Source organism: Bacillus sp. FSL K6-1338 (assembly GCF_038006965.1).
GTDB lineage: Bacteria > Bacillota > Bacilli > Bacillales > Bacillaceae_G > Bacillus_A > Bacillus_A thuringiensis_S.
This window is the reverse complement of the sequence record NZ_JBBOWI010000001.1, coordinates 4,193,632-4,213,273: the sequence shown is the minus strand read 5'-3', so window position 1 is coordinate 4,213,273 and position 19,642 is coordinate 4,193,632. Positions and strand designations below refer to the sequence as shown.

The following is a 19,642-nucleotide window of genomic DNA, read 5'->3' as shown; positions in this document are numbered from 1 at the left end:
TGTGTAATCCTTTGTAGTATAATGAGACGGATTGTAGAAAAATAAAATGGATACTAAAAAAGATAGGCGAATTTGTTGTGGCTTTCCATCATGCTGTATAGAAACATATACATATGGTCTACAATTGAATAAGGAGGAAGAGTTTTGATAGAGAATCAAGTGAAAAAGAAGCGTAGACGCATCTTTTTATTTTCGATTATTGCACTGCTTTTAGTTTGTGGTTCAGTCTATGCGTATATTTCATCCGCATTAGGACCAGTTGATAGCGGGAATAAAAAAGAGATTGAAGTAGAAATTCCGAAAGGATCATCTACAAGTAAAATTGGAGAAATTTTAGAAGAAAAAGGCGCTGTGAAAAACGGTACAGTTTTTAGTTTTTATACAAAGGCTAAATCGAAAAGTTTACAAGCAGGTACATATTTATTAAATCCTTCGATGAAGGCTAAAGATGTTATCGAACAAATGTCATCTGGCAACGTGCATCGTCCAGCTCTTTATAAAGTGACGATCAAAGAAGGAGCTCAAGTAACTGAAATTGCAGAAACGATTGCGGCAGAACTAAAGTGGAATAAAGATGATGTTACGCGTCAATTAAACGATAAAGCATTTATTCAAAAAATGCAGCAAAAGTATCCGAAGTTATTAACGGATAAAATCTTTGATAGTAATATTAAATACCCATTAGAAGGTTATTTATATCCTGCGACGTATTCATTTTATAAGAAAGATACGACGTTAGAAGAAATCGTAATTCCGATGCTTGAGAAAACAAATGCAATCATTGTTCAAAATGAGGCAAAAATGAAAGCAAAGAACTGGGATGTTCATCAGCTTTTAACATTATCTTCACTTATTGAAGAAGAGGCAACTGGTTTTACAGATCGTCAAAAGATCTCTAGTGTCTTTTATAATCGTTTAGAGAAAGGTATGCCGCTTCAAACGGATCCAACGGTATTATATGCACTTGGAAAGCATAAACAACGTGTATTATACGAAGATTTAAAGGTCAACTCACCGTACAATACGTATGTTGTAAAAGGATTGCCGGTAGGGCCGATCGCAAACTCTGGTAAACATTCAGTGGAAGCTGCGTTAGAACCTGCGCAAACAGATTATTATTATTTCTTAGCTGCACCAAGTGGTGAAGTGTACTATGCGAAAACATTAGAAGAGCATAATGCATTAAAGCAAAAATACATTACGAAAAAACAGTGAAATGGGGAGGGATAGCGAAAAAAGTCGCACATCCCTCTTTTTTGTGGTAAAATATATCGGGTTAAAAACTGGCAGAAGAATCGTTTTTAATATCAAAACGGGACGTACAAGCTAAGGGTAAAACTGGCTTGTATTTTTATTGCATTCTATGTGGGAAAAGACGTCATAGAGGCACTTCTCCATGTAAATAAGGAGGACCATTTATGGAGGATGCAGTTAACGAGTACCTATTATCATTTATTGATCCGAAAGATAAATTAATTCTTGAAATGGAAGAATATGCAACAGAAAATCATGTGCCGATTATGGATCGACTTGGAATGGAATTTATGCTGCAATTTTTACGTTTAATTGGACCGAAAAGCATTTTAGAACTTGGAACAGCAATCGGTTATTCTAGTATTCGTATGATGCAAGCTATTTCAAATTCACGTATTGTGACAGTTGAGCGCAATCGTGAGCGATATGAAAAAGCACTTGAATATATAGAACGTTCCCCAGTAACAGATCGTATTTCAGTTATTTACGGTGATGCGTTAGAGACAGGTGAACAAGTAAAAGAACACGGGACATTTGACGTTATTTTTATTGATGCAGCAAAAGGACAGTATCGTCGCTTTTTTGACTTATATGAACCGTTATTAAATCCTGGTGGCGTAATTATTTCAGATAATGTTATGTACCATGGTCTTGTAACGACAAAAGAGAAAATTGAAAACAGACGTACACGTGGTTTAATCCGTCGTATTAAGACGTACAATGAGTGGCTTATGAACCATGAAGGATACGATACAACGATTTTCCCAATTGGTGATGGAGTAGCTGTTAGTAAAAAGAGAGGGTGACCAAGGTATGAAGAAACCTGAATTGTTAGTAACGCCAAGAGCGGTGGCGGATATCGAACTTCTTGCGAAAGCAGGAGCAGATGCGGTAATGATCGGTGAGCAAAATTTTGGTTTACGTTTAGCAGGGGAGTTTTCACGTGAAGATGTAAAACAAACTGTGAAGATTGCACATGAAAATGGTGTGAAAGTATACGTAGCCATGAACGCTATGTTCCACAACGATAAAGTAGAAGAATTAACAGATTACGTTTCATTTTTAAATGAAGTAAATGTAGATGCAATTGTTTTCGGAGATCCAGCAGTATTAATGGCTGTTCGCGAAGTAGCGCCAAATATGCAGTTGCACTGGAATACAGAAACGACAGCAACAAACTGGTTCACTTGTAATTACTGGGGACAAAGAGGAGCGAAGCGCGCTGTATTAGCTCGTGAGCTGAGCTTAGATGAAATTGTTGATTTAAAAGAAAATGCTGAAGTGGAACTAGAAGTACAAATTCACGGTATGACTTGTATGTTCCAATCGAAGCGTTCATTAGTAGGAAATTACTTTGAGTATCAAGGACGTAATCTTGACATTGAAAAGAAAAAATATGAAGAGAATATGTTCTTATATGACCCAGAGCGTAACAATAAATATCCAATTTATGAAGATGAAAATGGTACTCATATTATGAGTCCGAACGATATTTGTTTCATCGATGAATTAGAGGAACTAATCGAAGCTGAAGTTGACAGCTTAAAAATCGATGGTGTACTAAAAAGCTCTGAATACATTATTGAAGTAACGAAGAAATATCGTCAAGCGATTGATTTATGTGTGGAAGATCGTGATGCATATTATGACTTGAAAGATGCTCTATATAAAGAAATAGAAGAAATGCAACCAGTAAATCGTCCGTTAGACACAGGATTCTTCTTTAAAGAAACGGTTTACTAAACGAGGAGGGTGTAGGAAATGACTGTACAAGAAATTTCACGAGTGATCGATGGCAAACGTGTTATTGTGAAGAAACCTGAACTGTTAATCCCTGCGGGTAACTTAGAAAAATTAAAAGTAGCTATCCATTACGGGGCAGATGCTGTATATTTAGGTGGACAAGAATTTGGTCTTCGTTCGAATGCAGGTAATTTTACGCTAGAAGAAATGGCAGAAGGCGTTGAGTTTGCAAAGAAGTATGGAGCAAAAATATACGTAACAACAAATATCTTTGCACATAATGAAAATATGGACGGGCTAGAGGAATATTTAAAAGGGATTGAAAAAGCTGGCGTAACGGGGATTATCGTTGCTGATCCGCTTATCATTGAGACTTGTAAACGTGTAGCGCCTTCTGTTGAGGTGCATTTAAGCACACAGCAATCACTATCCAACTGGAAAGCAGCACAGTATTGGAAAGAAGAGGGTTTACATCGTCTTGTATTAGCTCGTGAAGCAAGCTATGAAGAAATGAAAGAAATCAAAGAAAAAGTGGATATTGAAATTGAAGCATTCGTCCATGGTGCAATGTGTATCGCATATTCAGGAAGATGTACATTAAGTAACCATATGACAGCGCGTGACTCTAATCGTGGCGGTTGTTGCCAATCTTGCCGCTGGGATTATGATTTAGTTCAAACAGTATCACAACATAAAGATGCAAAAGAGCTTCCTCTATTCCAAGAAGAAGATGCTCACTTTGCGATGAGTCCAAAAGATCTAAATTTAATTTTATCAATTCCGAAAATGATTGAAATTGGAATCGATAGCTTAAAGGTAGAAGGACGTATGAAATCAATCCATTACGTAGCGACTGTAGCAACTGTATATCGTAAAGTAATTGATGCTTATTGTGCGGATCCAGATAACTTTGAGTTTAAACAAGAATGGTTAGATGAGCTTGATAAATGTGCAAATCGTGATACAGCTCCTGCATTCTTTGAAGGGGTTCCAGGACATCAAGAGCAAATGTTTGGAAATCATAGTAAGAAAACAACGTATGATTTTGCTGGTTTAGTGTTAGATTATAATGAAGAAACGGGCATCGTAACGATTGAGCAACGTAATCATTTCAAACCAGGACATGAAGTGGAGTTCTTTGGACCAGAAATAGAAAACTTTACGCAAACGGTGGAGAAAATTTGGGATGAGGATGGAAACGAATTAGATGCAGCGAGACATCCGTTGCAAATCGTGAAATTCAAAGTGGATCAACGAGTGTATGTGAATAATATGATGCGCAAAAGCATACTTCAATAAGAAAGAGTGATAGTCGAATGGGGACGAATAAGCCTGTTGTAATTGGAATTGCTGGTGGTTCGGGATCAGGTAAAACGAGTGTAACGAAAGCGATTTTTGACCATTTTAAAGGTCATTCTATTTTAATCTTAGAGCAAGATTATTATTACAAAGATCAAAGCCATTTACCAATGGAAGAGCGTTTAAAAACAAATTATGATCATCCGCTTGCGTTTGATAATGATCTGTTAATTGAACATTTGCAGCAGTTGCTTGCATATGAGCAAATTGATAAGCCTGTATATGACTATACATTGCATACACGTTCAGAAGAAATTATTCCAGTTGAGCCGAAAGATGTAATTATTTTAGAAGGAATTCTTATTTTAGAAGACCCACGTCTTTGCGAGTTAATGGACATTAAATTATTCGTTGATACGGATGCTGACCTTCGTATTCTGCGCCGCATGCAGCGTGATATTAAAGAGCGCGGTCGTACGATGGATTCAGTTATTGATCAGTACGTAACTGTTGTACGTCCAATGCACAATCAATTTATTGAGCCTTCTAAGAAATTTGCGGATATTATTATCCCTGAAGGTGGACAAAACCATGTTGCAATTGATATTATGGTGACAAAAATTGCAACAATTCTTGAACAAAAAGTAAATTTGTAATAGCATAGTAAAAGATATACGGTAGGAAGGGATTTTTTCCCTTCCCATCGAATACAATGAAACATGCAACCTCATCTATATATAGGTGAGGGCATATTTATATCAACTTTCCATACATATCTTCTTTATATAAAGAAGAATTGGAAATACGGGGTTGTATGTGACAACTCCGCTAGTGCAAGGGTACTAGAAACCTCCGCTAACAATGGAAGCGGAGGAGTTTTCATATGGAACTCCTCTTTTTTTCGGGGGATTGGTATATAAAAGGAGTGGAAAATATGTCAACAGAAAAAACATACCCTATGACACAAGAGGGTAAGCAAAAACTAGAGAACGAACTTGAGCAATTAAAAACAGTAAGACGTAAAGAAGTAGTAGAACGTATTAAAATCGCACGTAGCTTCGGGGACCTTTCTGAGAACTCTGAGTACGATGCAGCAAAAGATGAGCAAGCGTTCGTAGAAGGACGTATTACACAATTAGAAAATATGATTCGTAACGCAGTTATCATTAAAGATAATGGCGAAGTATCTACTGTTGTTACATTAGGTAAAACAGTAACATTTAAAGAATTACCAAACGGAGATGAAGAAGCGTACACAATCGTAGGTAGCGCGGAAGCTGACCCATTTGAAGGAAGAATTTCTAACGATTCTCCAATCGCAAAAAGCTTATTAGGTAAGCAAATTGGTGAGAAAGTAACAATCCAAACACCAGGCGGAGAAATGCAAGTAGAGATTGTCTCTGTAAAATAAAAAAAAGATTCTCCTATCGGGAGAATCTTTTTTTTTGTAGAATGAAAAAAATTGTGTAAACCTTAGAGTAATTCGACAAAAAATGTCAAAAAAACACTTTAAGCTTTGATATCATAATTGGAGAATATAGGTTTTAAAAGGGAAAAGGGGCTAATTATGAAACATAAAATCTTTACAGGATTGGTGTGTAGTATATCCATATTAGGACTTGCTGCATGCGGAACGAATGAAGAAACTACATCATCAAAGGGAGAAAAAGTAAAGCAAGAAGAAAAAAAGGATATTAAAGCAACTGAGAGTTCAAAAGCCTTAGAAAATCCAAAAGATAAAAAGGAATTTAATGATTTTGATGTAGCGTATCAATTAGCTATTGTTATGAAAATATTTCAAGATGTAACGATTAAGTATGATTACGCAATTGGAAATCCAGATTATTTATTGCGAGATTCGATGGATCAAAAAACAATAGATGATATGAAGAATATGTTACAAGAACAGGCGAAGAATAATGATAAAATTTTAAAAGATGAAGTGAATCAAGCGTATACATATTTAAAACAATCGAAAGTAAGTAATAAAGATGATATTCAAAAAATAATAGATGCACAAAATAATTATTTACATATTGTAGATAAGATGATTACTTGTATTGATTCTGTAACAGTTGAGAATGCAAAAGAAAAAAGAAATGAAATGGATAATCTTAGTAAGGATTATTTAAAAATAGCGGCTAATGTAACAACCACTGTAATTGAAGTTGCTAAAAACACTGGAGTGAATGAAACTGAATTTAGATCGCTTCTTATGAAATTTTTAGAGAAGCCAAAGAAACAATAATAACCTTATATAATATCTGTTTTTGTTTTGGGGATTGTATAAATAAAATAGTACCTCGTCTAAACTATAATAGACGAGGTGTTTTTTTATGAAAATAAAACGGAGAATTGCAATTGTTTTAATTTGTTTTATGGGCATTATGTTTTTATTGCTTTGTCGTTTAATTCAAATCCAAATTATAGATACAGAATCATTTACTAATCGCAAAATAAATTTAATTGAAAAAAGTGTTACGCAACGTACGCAATCCATTGCAGTAGACGATGGACGTGGGCAGTTTATAGATCGTAATGGTAAAGAAATAGGGGAGGAAAAGTATCCTGTTTTAATTGTTTTTCCATTTTTACAAATAAAAAATGACATGTTAGAGAAAATCGCGCATATCATTGGTGTGTCGAGACAAGAGATCAGAAGACAAATGAAAAATAAAAAAAATGCATTTATACTGCAAGGGGAAACTGCTCCATTTCGAGTGACACGAGAGCAGATGGAGAAGGTGAATCAATTACATGTATTAGGTATTGTAGCAGCTGAAGTGCGATTAAAACAAACTGGGGAGATAAATCATTTAATTGGTGATGTAGGGGAGAACGAAAGAGAATTTCAAAAGCGATATGGAGAAGTGAAAAAAATTTCAAAACAAACGCCGATAGGTATTTCAGGATTACAGCAATCATTTGATGAATTTTTATTGACTGATGGAGAGGCAAAAGTATTGTATCAAGTAGATCGGCAAGGAGAACCAATTTTCGGAAAGCAAGCGAAATATACTTCACCAGGAAATCCATTTTACCCAGTTAGGATTCAAACTACTTTACATAAAGGGTTGCAGCAAAAAGCAGAAGAAGTGATTGAAGCAAATGAAATAAAGAAGGGGGGATTAGTATTACTTGATGTAAAGACAAATGAAATATTAGCGATGGTCAGTAAGCCGTCTTTACAAGTAAGAGATAAGAATTTATATGAGACTACACTTGAAAATCAAATGTTAACGCCGCATTTTCCAGGCTCTGTTTTTAAAACAGTAGTTGCAGCTGCAGTCATTGATCAAAAAGTAAATTTGTTTAATCGGACATTTAATTGTAATAAAGATTTATATGGTGAAAACGACCCACAAGTTATGATGGGTACACTTAACTTCAAAGAGAGCTTTGCTAGGAGCTGTAACAGGACATTTTCCGAGTTAGGTAACGAGCTATTACAAAAGGATAGGACGGTGCTAGAAACATACGTAGCAGCTTTAGGAGCAAATGAAAAGGTCGGATGGAAAGGTTCTGTATTTCATACACCTCATTTCGAGCAAATGCCAGAAGAAAAAGGCTCTACTATTTGGGGGAATGAAGAAAACAAAAATAGTAAAAAAGCGGTAGAGCAAACAGCGATTGGACAGAAAGATGTACGTATATCACCTCTAGCAATTGCTAATATGATGGCGACGATTGCGAGGAATGGAAAAAAGATGGAAGTGAAAGCTGTTGAAAAAATAGTATATAAAAATGGAGCGGATTTTTTTACATTTGAGAACCATACGTTACATGGAAAACAGCTTTCGTATGAAACAGTGAAAACATTACAAGAGTTATTAAGAGGCGTTGTAACAAGGGAGAAAGGAACAGGAACGGCATTCCACTCGTTGCCGCTCAGTGTCGCTGGAAAATCCGGGACAGCGCAAACAGGGAAAGGGACGAGGGTGAATCGCTGGTTTGCAGGTTATTTTCCGTATGAGAATCCAAGATATGCTTTAGTTGTTGTTGATCTAGAGACTGATAACAAAGTGAATAAAGTCACACCTATTTTTAAAGATATGGTAGGAGCAATCTATCAATTGGAGAATGAAAAGTAATCTTGCAATTTATAGTGAATTGTTTTCATTTCATGAAAATATCATTGTAAATGTTCAACCTTTCTAGATTTAATGTTACAATAGCAATTAGGAAAAACTGCATGGAGGTTTGGAGAATGGCAGGAGGATCAAGATTCCAACAGAAACAACAAAAACGTCGTCAAAACGGTGTTTTAAATATTGCAATCGCTATTGTATTACTATTAGTAGCTATTGTAGCATATCAATTGTTCGTTCCTAGTACGAAAGAGCAAGCATCTTCTACTGATAAGAAAGTCTCTCAACAAACAACAAAGAATGAGAAAGCTGGAAAATCAGAAGATAAAGAATCTGCTAAGAAAAAAGAAAAAGAAAAAGAGCAAGCAGAAGCTAAGCAAAAAGCTGAAGAAGAGAAGTTAAAGGCTGAGGAAGAAAAGAAAAAAGCTGAAGAAGAAGCGAAAGCTAACGAGAAAGTATCAGCTGAAAAAACTGTATCCAAGGCAAAAGAGGCTTATACAAAACCTTCTTGGAAAGCTGTAGGAACAGAACAAGGTTCATCACCAGCGATGACGTTTAAACAGGGGTCATCAGATTGGAATGAGATGCAAAGTGCAATTGCTGCAGGTATTGAAGTACCGAAGGAGCAATTAGTATTCCATTTTGTTGGAAGAGACAAAACTGGAAAGAGTAAAGCTTATGGTGACGTTCAAGATAAGCAAAGTGGAAAAAGATATTACGTAAATATTGATTGGGTAGATAATGAGGGCTGGAAACCAGTACTTGTTCAAACTCTAAACTAAAAAAGAGAAGCTCCTTAGGAGCTTCTCTTTTTTAGTTAACGCAATTTCTTTAATTTAAAATGAACAACCGCGCTATAATACGGTCTTTTGCTTTCAGGATCCATAACCATTTGATGTGAGATGTGATGAACTTCAAGCATAAGTGCTTTATTATTATCGATTTGTTCACTAATTTTTCGTTCTAAAGAAGCTAAGTCTCCCGCTTCAAAAAATTCTACTTTATCTTCTAACATTTCAAAGGTAAATGACATGAAGACGGCCCCTCTCCTATGTAATCAACTATAGTGTAACAAAGAAAAGAAGGAAATACCATGTACATTTCAATTGACATTTTTAGAAAGAGGGAATATCATACTGATAAAACCGATAAGAAAAAGGGGAATTTTTATGGGCACAGAATTTAATGGTTTATTTGATGAGTGGGCTCATACGTACGACTCATTCGTACAAGGCGAAGATATACAATATAAAGAAGTTTTCGCCCATTATGAGGATATTCTAGAGGATGTAGTTAACAAGTCATTTGGTAATGTATTAGAATTTGGTGTCGGTACAGGTAATTTAACAAATAAATTATTACTTGCTGGCCGCACAGTTTACGGTATAGAACCGTCGCGTGAAATGCGTATGATTGCAAAAGAGAAATTGCCAAAAGAATTTTCGATTACAGAAGGTGATTTTCTTTCGTTTGAAGTCCCAAATTCAATTGATACCATTGTAAGCACCTATGCATTTCATCATTTAACAGATGATGAAAAAAATGTAGCGGTTGCGAAGTATAGTCAATTGCTAAACAAAGGTGGTAAAATAGTGTTTGCTGATACGATATTTGCAGATCAAGATGCATATGATAAAACTGTTGAAACAGCAAAACAAAGAGGTTTTCACCAGTTAGCAAACGATTTGCAAACGGAATACTATACACGTATTCCAGTTATGCAGACTATTTTTGAAAACAATGGCTTCCATGTAACGTTTACGAGATTAAATCATTTCGTTTGGGTAATGGAGGCAACTAAGCAATAGAAAGAGGGATTAGATTGAGAATTGCTGTAATTGGAGCAATGGAAGAAGAAGTACGTATTTTACGTGACAAATTAGAACAAGCAGAGACAGAAACGGTTGCAGGTTGTGAATTTACGAAAGGACTATTAGCAGGACATGAAGTAATCTTGTTAAAGTCTGGTATTGGTAAAGTAAACGCAGCGATGTCAACGACAATTTTATTAGAAAAATATAAGCCTGAAAAAGTAATTAATACTGGTTCAGCTGGTGGATTCCATCATTCTCTAAACGTTGGTGATGTAGTTATTTCCACTGAAGTTCGTCACCATGACGTAGATGTAACAGCATTTAACTATGAATATGGTCAAGTACCAGGAATGCCGCCTGGATTTAAAGCTGATGAGGCGTTAGTTGCATTAGCTGAGAAATGTATGCAAACTGAAGAAAATATTCAAGTTGTAAAAGGCATGATTGCAACAGGCGATTCATTTATGAGTGATCCGAACCGCGTTGCAGCCATCCGTGATAAATTTGAAAATCTTTATGCGGTAGAAATGGAAGCAGCAGCTGTCGCACAAGTATGCCACCAATATGAAGTTCCGTTTGTTATCATTCGCGCACTTTCTGATATTGCTGGTAAAGAATCAAATGTTTCATTTGATCAGTTTTTAGATCAAGCAGCTCTTCATTCTACAAACTTTATCGTAAAAGTGTTAGAAGAGTTAAAGTAATGTAACAAAAAGGCAACTGTCTCATATAAAGAAAATACATACAGTTGCCTTTTCTTTATTGGCAAACAAGGGGGAGAACACGATGAATGTATATCGTGGAGTTCATGAGTTAATTGGTCATACACCAATTGTAGAAATTACTCGTTTTTCACTTCCGAAAGGGGTCCGCTTATTTGCAAAGCTTGAATTTTATAACCCAGGCGGAAGCGTTAAGGATCGTTTAGGAAGAGAATTAATCGAAGATGCGCTAGAAAAAGGGCTTGTTACCCAAGGTGGAACAATTATTGAACCGACTGCTGGGAATACTGGTATTGGACTGGCACTTGCAGCATTAGAACATGATTTACGTGTTATCGTTTGTGTACCAGAGAAATTTAGTATTGAAAAACAAGAATTAATGAAAGCACTAGGTGCAACGGTCGTGCATACACCGACTGAGCAAGGAATGACCGGTGCAATTGCAAAAGCAAAAGAATTAGTAAATGAAATACCGAATTCATACTCTCCAAGTCAGTTTGCGAATGAAGCAAACCCGCGTGCTTATTTCAAAACACTAGGTCCTGAACTTTGGGATGCACTGAATGGAGAGATTAACATATTTGTTGCTGGAGCAGGAACTGGCGGTACGTTTATGGGGACTGCATCTTATTTGAAAGAAAAAAATATAGATATTAAAACAGTTATCGTAGAGCCAGAAGGATCTATTTTAAATGGTGGTAAGGCTGGTTCACATGAGACCGAAGGAATTGGACTGGAATTTATCCCGCCATTTTTGAAGACATCTTATTTTGATGAAATTCATACGATTTCTGATCGAAATGCATTTTTACGAGTGAAAGAATTAGCGCAAAAAGAAGGACTTCTCGTTGGGAGCTCTTCAGGAGCAGCATTTCATGCGAGCTTACTTGAGGCAGAGAAGGCAGCACCAGGTACAAATATTGTAACCATTTTTCCTGATAGTAGTGAGCGCTATTTAAGTAAAGACATATACAAAGGATGGGAATAAAAAATGAGAGCAAAGACAAAGTTAATTCATGGTATTCGCATAGGAGAACCTTCAACTGGATCTGTAAACGTACCGATCTATCAAACAAGTACGTACAAACAAGAAGCGGTTGGTAAGCATCAAGGATATGAATATTCACGTACAGGTAACCCAACACGTGCAGCTTTAGAAGAAATGATTGCCGTATTAGAAAATGGTCATGCTGGATTTGCATTCGGTTCTGGAATGGCTGCTATTACAGCGACAATTATGTTGTTCTCAAAAGGTGACCACGTTATTTTAACAGATGATGTTTATGGTGGAACGTATCGTGTTATTACGAAAGTATTAAACCGCTTCGGTATTGAACATACATTTGTAGACACAACAAACTTAGAGGAAGTTGTAGAAGCAATTCGTCCAAATACGAAAGCGATCTATGTGGAAACACCAACGAACCCATTACTAAAAATTACTGATATTAAGAAAATATCTACTCTTGCTAAAGAGAAAGATTTATTAACAATTATTGATAATACATTCATGACGCCATATTGGCAGTCGCCGATTTCTTTAGGAGCAGACATTGTACTTCATAGTGCAACGAAATATTTAGGAGGTCATAGTGACGTAGTTGCAGGTCTAGTAGTGGTAAATAGCCCACAACTAGCAGAAGACCTTCACTTTGTACAAAACTCAACAGGAGGTATTCTTGGACCACAAGATAGCTTCTTACTACTTCGCGGTTTAAAAACATTAGGAATTCGTATGGAAGAACATGAAACGAATTCACGCGCTATTGCTGAATTTTTAAATAATCATCCAAAAGTAAATAAAGTATATTACCCAGGTCTTGAATCACATCAAAACCACGAATTAGCAACAGAACAAGCAAATGGATTTGGTGCTATTATTTCGTTTGATGTAGATAGTGAGGAAACATTAAATAAAGTACTTGAGAAACTGCAATACTTTACACTTGCTGAAAGCTTAGGAGCAGTAGAAAGTTTAATTTCTATCCCATCTCAAATGACACATGCATCAATCCCAGCAGATCGCCGTAAAGAATTAGGAATTACAGATACATTAATTCGTATTTCTGTCGGTATTGAAGATGGTGAAGATTTAATTGAAGATTTAGCACAAGCGCTAGCGTAATAAAAAATGCACTGCTAATGTGGAGCAGTGCATTTTTTATTATGTTAATTTGTGAAATATTTCACAAATTATACATACGCAAATGAAATGATTTCATGTATATTGAATTCATGAAATGTTATTCACGAGTAAACTTGTGAAGTGTTTCACAAACAATGGGATTCATGTAGGACGGTAACTCTATTTTTTTTCGCTAATCGGGACTTATTATGACCTATAGGGACTTATAAAGACCGTGATAACAGAATAGGAGGAAATTTACATGGTAGTCAAAGAGAAAGTTGTAAATGAAATGCAAGAGGTAAAAGAGATGATTGATACGTTAGTAAATAACGGTCAACAAGCTTTACAAGCATTAGAAAGTTTTACACAAGAGCAGATTGACAACATTGTTCATGAAATGGCATTAGCAGGTGTTGATCAACATATGCCACTTGCAAAATTGGCTGTTGAAGAAACAGGCCGTGGTGTCTATGAAGACAAATGCATTAAAAATATTTTTGCCACTGAATATATTTGGCATAGTATAAAGCAAGATAAAACGGTAGGAATTATTCACGAAGATCCTCATGAAGAAATAATAGAAATTGCAGAACCTGTCGGTGTAGTAGCTGGGGTAACACCAGTAACGAATCCAACGTCGACAACAATGTTTAAAGCGTTGATTGCGATAAAAACGAGAAATCCAATTATTTTCGCATTTCATCCTTCTGCACAAAGTTGTTCGGTGGCAGCAGCGAAAACCGTATATGATGCAGCAATGAAAGCTGGTGCACCAAAACATTGTATTCAATGGATTGAAAGACCGTCTGTCGAAGCGACGAAACAATTAATGAACCATGATGGTGTGGCACTCGTTCTAGCAACTGGAGGCGCTGGTATGGTGAAATCAGCTTACTCTACTGGAAAACCAGCGCTAGGTGTAGGTCCTGGTAATGTACCGTGTTATATAGAAAAATCAGCACATGTAAAACGAGCTGTTAATGATTTAATTTTATCGAAAACATTTGATAACGGTATGATTTGTGCATCGGAACAAGCAATCATTGTCGATAAAGAAATCTATGATGATGTTAAAACAGAAATGATCGAAAACAATTGTTACTTTGTAACAGAAGAAGAAAGAAAAAAATTAGAAAAGCTCGTTATAAATGAAAATACATGTGCAGTAAATAGTGATATTGTAGGAAAATCAGCACAGTATATTGCCGAATTAGTTGGGATTACTGTTCCTGAACATACAAAAATGCTTGTAGCTGAAATTCAAGGTATCGGAGCAGCATACCCGTTATCTCGTGAGAAACTGAGCCCAGTATTAGCCTGTGTGAAGGCGAATTCATTAGAAAAAGGATTTACATATTGCGAAGAAATGTTGAACCTCGGTGGTTTAGGACATTCAGCAGTTATTCATTCTACAAATAAAGAAGTGCAAAAGCAATTTGGATTACGTATGAAAGCTTGCCGTCTCATTGTAAATGCACCTTCATCACAAGGTGGAATAGGGGATATATATAACGGATTTATTCCATCACTTACACTTGGTTGTGGTTCTTACGGAAAAAATTCAGTTTCCCAAAATGTAACAGCGACTCATTTATTAAATATAAAAAGGCTGGCAAATAGAAAAAAGAATATGCAGTGGTTCAAATTGCCACCAAAAATTTATTTTGAAAAACATGCTACAGCGTATTTAGCAAATATGCCTAACATTTCACGTGCATTTATTGTAACGGATCCTGGAATGGTTGAACATGGCTATGTGGATACAGTCACGCACTATTTAAACAAGCATGCAAATGATGTGAAAATTGAAGTTTTCTTTGAGGTCGAACCAGATCCATCAGATGAAACTGTCTTTAAAGGTGCGGAAATGATGAGAAGCTTTAAGCCAGATGTAATTATCGCACTTGGTGGTGGTTCAGCTATGGATGCAGCAAAAGGAATGTGGTTATTCTATGAGCATCCAGAAACGACATTCTATGGCATTAAACAGAAGTTTTTAGATATAAGAAAACGTACATGTAAATATCCGGAATTAGGAAATAAGGCACAGTTTGTTGCGATTCCAACAACATCAGGAACAGGATCAGAAGTGACACCATTTGCGGTTATTACAGATAAGAAAAATAATATAAAGTATCCGCTCGCAGATTATGAATTAACACCAGATGTAGCAATTGTTGATCCACAATTTGTAATGACAGTACCACCACATGTAACAGCAGATACTGGTATGGATGTTTTAACACATGCAATTGAGGCGTATGTTTCTGTTATGGCAAATGACTATACAGATGGATTAGCATTAAAAGCTATTGATCTCGTATTCAAATATTTACCAAGAGCATATAAAGATGGAAATGATGAAGAAGCACGAGAAAAAATGCATAACGCTTCTGCAATTGCAGGGATGGCATTTGCAAATGCTTTCCTCGGTATTAATCACAGCTTAGCACATAAGATTGGACCAGAATTCCATATTCCGCACGGACGTGCAAATGCCATTCTAATGCCGCACGTAGTCCGCTATAATGCTATTAAGCCAAGAAAACACGCATTGTTCCCAAAATATGAGCACTTTGTAGCAGATGAACGCTATGCACATATTGCGAGAATGCTCGGGCTTCCAGCAAGCTCAATAGCAGAAGGTGTGGAATCACTCGTCAAAGCAATTACTGAGCTTGGAAAAAGCTTAAATATTAATATGAGTATTGCAGGACAAGGGGTAGATAAAGAGCAATTTGAAGAGGTTGTTGGAGTATTAGCAGAAAGAGCTTTTGAAGATCAATGTACAACTGCTAATCCAAAGTTACCGCTTATTTCAGAGCTGAAAGAAATTTATATGGAAGCATATAAAGGTGAATAATGATTAAAAAAGAGCCGCAGTAAAGCGGCTCTTTTTTTGTTGGAAAACATCTCCCAGAATGGCTGTATTTACTGGTCTTTCAGTTTCATAGAATATGATAAAGTGAAATGGAGGAGTGAGAATATAATGAGAGAATTACAAGGGAAAATAGAAGATTATACTAGGTTCGGACAAATTCTTCTCGCTGTAAGTACATTGTTAATGGTTGGCTTGTTGATTCCGGATGGAGCAAAAGAGACAATCCAATTTTTTGTTATGATGGGGAGTATCGTTATATTTTTAAGTTTATCGTTCTTTTTCTTTCAGCGTGTGAAAGTGATGCGTGACCAGTTAGAGGAAAATGAATGTGAATAATATTGTTAACTAGAGCGCGGCGAAAAGAAAGAATCTTTTTGTCGCGCTTTTTGTTTTTTGTAGAAAAATGTATGCGTTTCATGTTGACAATGATAATCCTTATCAATTAAAGTAGAATAGTAGTTAATGATTATCATTATCAATTAGAGGTGAAGGAATGAAAAAATCTATTACGCTATTTACAGCGATTTTATCTATTTTTTTCTTGTTAATAGGTTGCAGTGCCAAAGGGGACGAAAAAGCGTCTGCAACCAAAACAGAAAAAGGAAAAGAAAAAATCGAAATTACCGACCTGTCAGGGAGAAAGGTAACATTCGATAAAGTACCAGAAAGTTTTGCAACATTAAGTATGGGAGACATGGATATTATTCATGCTTTAGGTGGAAAAGTAGTAGGTCGTCCGGATACGAAATTAACTCTTCCAGAGGAGTTAAAGAAAGCAAAAGTAATCGGGAATGCACATCAACCGAACTTTGAGCAAATTGCTAGTTTAAAGCCCGATGTACTTGTTGCTAACAATGGATTCCAAAAGAATGTGCCAACGGTTGAAGGACAGGGAACGAAAGTAATCATTTCTTCTGCGAATTCTGTACAAGATATTCAAAAGAATATTGAATTATATGGAACGGCAATGAAGAAAGAAGATAAAGCAAAAGAACTTAATCAAAAAATCAATAATGAAATGAAGAAATATGAGAAAAAGAGCGATGTGAAAGCATTGCTAGTGTATGGCGCACCAGGTACTTATTTAGCGGCATTACCAACATCTTTATCAGGTGATATTTTAGAAAAAACAGGCGGAAAAAATATTGCTTCTGATTTTCCAGAAATGAAAGAATATCCGCAATATGCACAGCTAAGTGTAGAACGTATTATTGAGGCGAATCCAGATGTGATTTATTTAATTACACACGGAGATCCAACAAGTGTGAAAAAAGCATTCGAAGGCGAAATGATGAAAAATGAAGCGTGGAAAAATTTAGATGCAGTAAAACAAAACCGCGTAGTTATTTTGCCACCTGATTTATTTGGATCTAATCCTGGGACAAAAGTTACAGAAGCAATGGACTTTATGTATAAAAGTATACAAGATGTAAGGAAATGATACGTATGGAAAGTAGTGAAGTAGTAAGAGAAAAGGAACATCCTTTTGCGAAAAAAAGATGGATAATAGCAGTTACTTTAGTTGTATTAACAATTCTAGGCCTCTTTTACGGACTTTTCGCAGGAAGTTTATCTTTTTCTGTAAGAGACATTCTAACAGGTATACAAGATGAGGGTTCGACAGTTCATCGAATTGTATGGGATCTTCGCATACCGAGAGTTCTCGTTGGGTTTATAGTAGGAACATGTTTAGCTGCATCTGGTACACTGCTGCAAGGGGTTATGAGAAACCCTCTTGCAGATCCTGGTATTATCGGAGTTTCATCTGGGGCAGGCCTTGTAGCAATTGTCATCATGATTTTATTCCCACAGCATCTAGCTTTTTTACCACTAGGGGCGTTTTTAGGAGCTTTCATAACAGCGATGGTTATTTATGCTTTATCATGGCAAAAAGGGGCACCACCTTCAAGAATCGTCTTAGTAGGGGTGTCGATCAATGCATTAATTGGTGCAGCAACGTCAGCATTAATGTTATTACATAGTGACAAAGTACAATCCGTGTTACCGTGGCTAGCGGGTGGTATTGGTGGTGTAAGTTGGGCACATTTAAACATGATTATTTATTATGCAATATTCGCCATTATATTAGCTTTCTTTGGCATTAAGCATATTCGAGTGTTAATGCTTGGAGATGAAATGGCAAAGTTATTAGGACATAACGTGGAAAAAAGTCGGTTTTATTTAATCGTAGTAAGTACATTATTAGCTGGAATTGCAGTAAGTGTATCTGGTCTTATTGGATTTGTCGGTCTTGTCGTACCACATATGCTACGTTTATTAGTTGGAAATGATTATAGATATTTGCTACCTTTATCATGCCTTGGCGGCGGTGTATTACTTGTTTTTGCGGATGCAATAGCTCGAAGTTGGTTCGATCCAATCGAATTGCCTGTTGGTATTTTACTGTCCTTCTTAGGTGGTCCGTTCTTCTTATATTTAATTCATAGAGGAGGAAAACAACGTGATTTCCGTTAACAAAGTGTTTTATGCACACTCTGAAAGATTTCAAATGCAAAATATGAATGTACATATTAAGGCTGGAGAAATCGTTAGTTTAATTGGTCCGAATGGATCGGGAAAATCTACTTTGCTTCGTTTAATAGCAAGGCTACTGAAACAAAGCGAAGGGGACATCATTTTAGATGGGAAAAACATTCATATGATGAAGAGTGCTGATGTAGCGAAGCAATTAGCAATGTTACCACAAATGCATGATCATCAATTAGATTTAACAGTGAAAGAACTAATTGAGTTCGGAAGAGGTCCACATAAATCATGGAGTAGCCGCTTAAATAAAGAAGATGAAGAAATTGTTGATTGGGCATTGTCTGTTACAAATCTTGAAGGGTATGAATATCGTCTTTTACATTCTTTATCAGGAGGGGAACGGCAACGTGCTTGGATTGCCATGACGCTAGCGCAACGTACAAATGTCTTACTATTGGATGAACCAACAACCTTTTTAGATATCGTTCACCAGTTGGAAGTAATGGAACTTGTGAAACGATTAAATGAGGAGTATGGAATGACAATTATAATGGTTTTACATGACATTAACCAAGCTGCTCAATATAGCGATCGTTTACTCGTATTAAAGCGAGGAAAGATTCAGTATGATGGTATACCAGAAGAAGTGCTATGCCATGAAATGTTTCAACATGTATTTGGCATAGATGTAGATATCTTTCAAGGAAGTGACAAGCCGTTTTTTACACCGAAACGAATTTCTAAAAGGGGAGAAGAGCGATGCAAACAGAAGAGCGTATTACCACTGAATTAGTAAGAGAATTTGTTATGGCAGCTCACGGGGATTTAGAGAAAGTACAAGAGCTATTGGTTGAATCGCCAAGCTTACTTCACGCCTCTTATAATTGGGGTGGATCAGATTGGGAAAGTGCGTTAGGGGCATCGGCACATGTAGGTCGTAAAGATATTGCTCTTTATTTACTAGAAAAGGGTGCTCGGATGGATATTTTTGCAGCAGCTATGCTTGGTGAATTAGAAGTTGTACAAGCTATTTTAGTAGCTCAACCAGAAGCATTGCGTGCATCTGGTCCTCATGGCATTTCTCTTCTTCAGCATGCACGAATGGGTGGAGAGAAATCTAAGCGTGTATATGATTATTTAGCAATACTATCTTAATGAACGAAGGAAGTTCTTATGTGCGGTAAACTTTTCACTTGAAACAATTGGAAAGTTTACCGCCCGTTAGA

20 protein-coding genes are annotated in these 19,642 nt (G+C 36.3%); 19 read left to right on the top strand and 1 reads right to left on the bottom strand.

The features are described from left to right. Nucleotides 1-144: 144 nt before the first annotated feature. The 9 genes from mltG to NZ044_RS21555 all read left to right on the top strand — a co-directional run bounded on the left by mltG (nucleotide 145) and on the right by NZ044_RS21555 (nucleotide 9,166). Nucleotides 145-1,215 (top strand): endolytic transglycosylase MltG, encoded by a 1,071-nt coding sequence (mltG, locus tag NZ044_RS21595; RefSeq protein ID WP_098505656.1) that lies wholly within the window; start codon nucleotides 145-147, stop codon nucleotides 1,213-1,215. A gap of 203 nt (nucleotides 1,216-1,418) precedes the next feature. After that, complete coding sequence (locus NZ044_RS21590; protein WP_000389103.1) at nucleotides 1,419-2,060, top strand: O-methyltransferase; 642 nt, start codon at nucleotides 1,419-1,421, stop codon at nucleotides 2,058-2,060. Between the two features lie 7 nt (nucleotides 2,061-2,067). Next, nucleotides 2,068-2,997, top strand: coding sequence for a peptidase U32 family protein (locus tag NZ044_RS21585; RefSeq protein WP_098505657.1), 930 nt, complete (start codon nucleotides 2,068-2,070; stop codon nucleotides 2,995-2,997). A gap of 18 nt (nucleotides 2,998-3,015) precedes the next feature. Next, entirely contained in the window at nucleotides 3,016-4,296 is a 1,281-nt protein-coding gene (locus tag NZ044_RS21580; protein ID WP_000217970.1) for a peptidase U32 family protein, read from the top strand. Nucleotides 4,297-4,313: 17 nt separating this feature from the next. Next, nucleotides 4,314-4,952 carry a uridine kinase gene (gene udk, locus NZ044_RS21575; RefSeq protein WP_000537080.1) on the top strand — a complete coding sequence of 213 codons (639 nt, stop codon included), beginning with the start codon at nucleotides 4,314-4,316 and terminating at the stop codon, nucleotides 4,950-4,952. Nucleotides 4,953-5,230: 278 nt separating this feature from the next. Continuing rightward, entirely contained in the window at nucleotides 5,231-5,707 is a 477-nt protein-coding gene (greA, locus tag NZ044_RS21570) for a transcription elongation factor GreA (RefSeq protein ID WP_014894880.1), read from the top strand. 156 nt (nucleotides 5,708-5,863) lie between these two features. After that, on the top strand, nucleotides 5,864-6,544 hold the full coding sequence (locus NZ044_RS21565; protein ID WP_000680875.1) for a hypothetical protein: 681 nt from the start codon (nucleotides 5,864-5,866) through the stop codon (nucleotides 6,542-6,544). Between the two features lie 88 nt (nucleotides 6,545-6,632). Beyond that, on the top strand, nucleotides 6,633-8,387 hold the full coding sequence (locus NZ044_RS21560) for a peptidoglycan D,D-transpeptidase FtsI family protein (protein WP_000695118.1): 1,755 nt from the start codon (nucleotides 6,633-6,635) through the stop codon (nucleotides 8,385-8,387). 116 nt (nucleotides 8,388-8,503) lie between these two features. Beyond that, entirely contained in the window at nucleotides 8,504-9,166 is a 663-nt protein-coding gene (locus NZ044_RS21555; protein ID WP_000897094.1) for a YrrS family protein, read from the top strand. 35 nt (nucleotides 9,167-9,201) lie between these two features. On the opposite strand, the gene NZ044_RS21550 is transcribed toward NZ044_RS21555, so the two are convergent. After that, nucleotides 9,202-9,417: a YrzA family protein gene (locus tag NZ044_RS21550; protein WP_000010984.1), complete on the bottom strand. Its 216-nt coding sequence runs from the start codon at nucleotides 9,415-9,417 to the stop codon at nucleotides 9,202-9,204. Nucleotides 9,418-9,553: 136 nt separating this feature from the next. On the opposite strand from NZ044_RS21550, the gene NZ044_RS21545 reads away from it, so the two are divergent. The 10 genes from NZ044_RS21545 (at nucleotide 9,554) to NZ044_RS21500 (ending at nucleotide 19,571) form a co-directional block, all read left to right on the top strand. Beyond that, on the top strand, nucleotides 9,554-10,192 hold the full coding sequence (locus NZ044_RS21545; RefSeq protein ID WP_000536323.1) for a class I SAM-dependent DNA methyltransferase: 639 nt from the start codon (nucleotides 9,554-9,556) through the stop codon (nucleotides 10,190-10,192). A 14-nt stretch (nucleotides 10,193-10,206) separates the two neighbouring features. After that, nucleotides 10,207-10,902, top strand: coding sequence for a 5'-methylthioadenosine/S-adenosylhomocysteine nucleosidase (gene mtnN / locus NZ044_RS21540; RefSeq protein ID WP_001217027.1), 696 nt, complete (start codon nucleotides 10,207-10,209; stop codon nucleotides 10,900-10,902). An 82-nt stretch (nucleotides 10,903-10,984) separates the two neighbouring features. Then, nucleotides 10,985-11,908 carry an O-acetylserine dependent cystathionine beta-synthase gene (locus NZ044_RS21535; protein WP_001103877.1) on the top strand — a complete coding sequence of 308 codons (924 nt, stop codon included), beginning with the start codon at nucleotides 10,985-10,987 and terminating at the stop codon, nucleotides 11,906-11,908. Nucleotides 11,909-11,911: 3 nt separating this feature from the next. After that, nucleotides 11,912-13,045: a bifunctional cystathionine gamma-lyase/homocysteine desulfhydrase gene (locus tag NZ044_RS21530; protein WP_001201921.1), complete on the top strand. Its 1,134-nt coding sequence runs from the start codon at nucleotides 11,912-11,914 to the stop codon at nucleotides 13,043-13,045. Between the two features lie 262 nt (nucleotides 13,046-13,307). Further along, nucleotides 13,308-15,911 (top strand): bifunctional acetaldehyde-CoA/alcohol dehydrogenase, encoded by a 2,604-nt coding sequence (gene adhE, locus NZ044_RS21525; protein WP_098505658.1) that lies wholly within the window; start codon nucleotides 13,308-13,310, stop codon nucleotides 15,909-15,911. Between the two features lie 126 nt (nucleotides 15,912-16,037). Further along, on the top strand, nucleotides 16,038-16,265 hold the full coding sequence (locus tag NZ044_RS21520; protein ID WP_098505659.1) for a YrhC family protein: 228 nt from the start codon (nucleotides 16,038-16,040) through the stop codon (nucleotides 16,263-16,265). A 157-nt stretch (nucleotides 16,266-16,422) separates the two neighbouring features. Then, nucleotides 16,423-17,370, top strand: coding sequence for an ABC transporter substrate-binding protein (locus NZ044_RS21515; RefSeq protein WP_098505660.1), 948 nt, complete (start codon nucleotides 16,423-16,425; stop codon nucleotides 17,368-17,370). Between the two features lie 5 nt (nucleotides 17,371-17,375). Next, nucleotides 17,376-18,404, top strand: a complete 1,029-nt coding sequence (locus NZ044_RS21510) for a FecCD family ABC transporter permease (protein ID WP_002082127.1) — start codon at nucleotides 17,376-17,378, stop codon at nucleotides 18,402-18,404. Then, nucleotides 18,391-19,209, top strand: a complete 819-nt coding sequence (locus NZ044_RS21505; protein ID WP_000626531.1) for an ABC transporter ATP-binding protein — start codon at nucleotides 18,391-18,393, stop codon at nucleotides 19,207-19,209. The genes NZ044_RS21510 and NZ044_RS21505 overlap by 14 nt, the downstream gene beginning before the upstream one ends. Continuing rightward, nucleotides 19,176-19,571 carry an ankyrin repeat domain-containing protein gene (locus NZ044_RS21500; RefSeq protein ID WP_001192766.1) on the top strand — a complete coding sequence of 132 codons (396 nt, stop codon included), beginning with the start codon at nucleotides 19,176-19,178 and terminating at the stop codon, nucleotides 19,569-19,571. The genes NZ044_RS21505 and NZ044_RS21500 overlap by 34 nt, the downstream gene beginning before the upstream one ends. Nucleotides 19,572-19,642 lie beyond the last annotated feature (71 nt).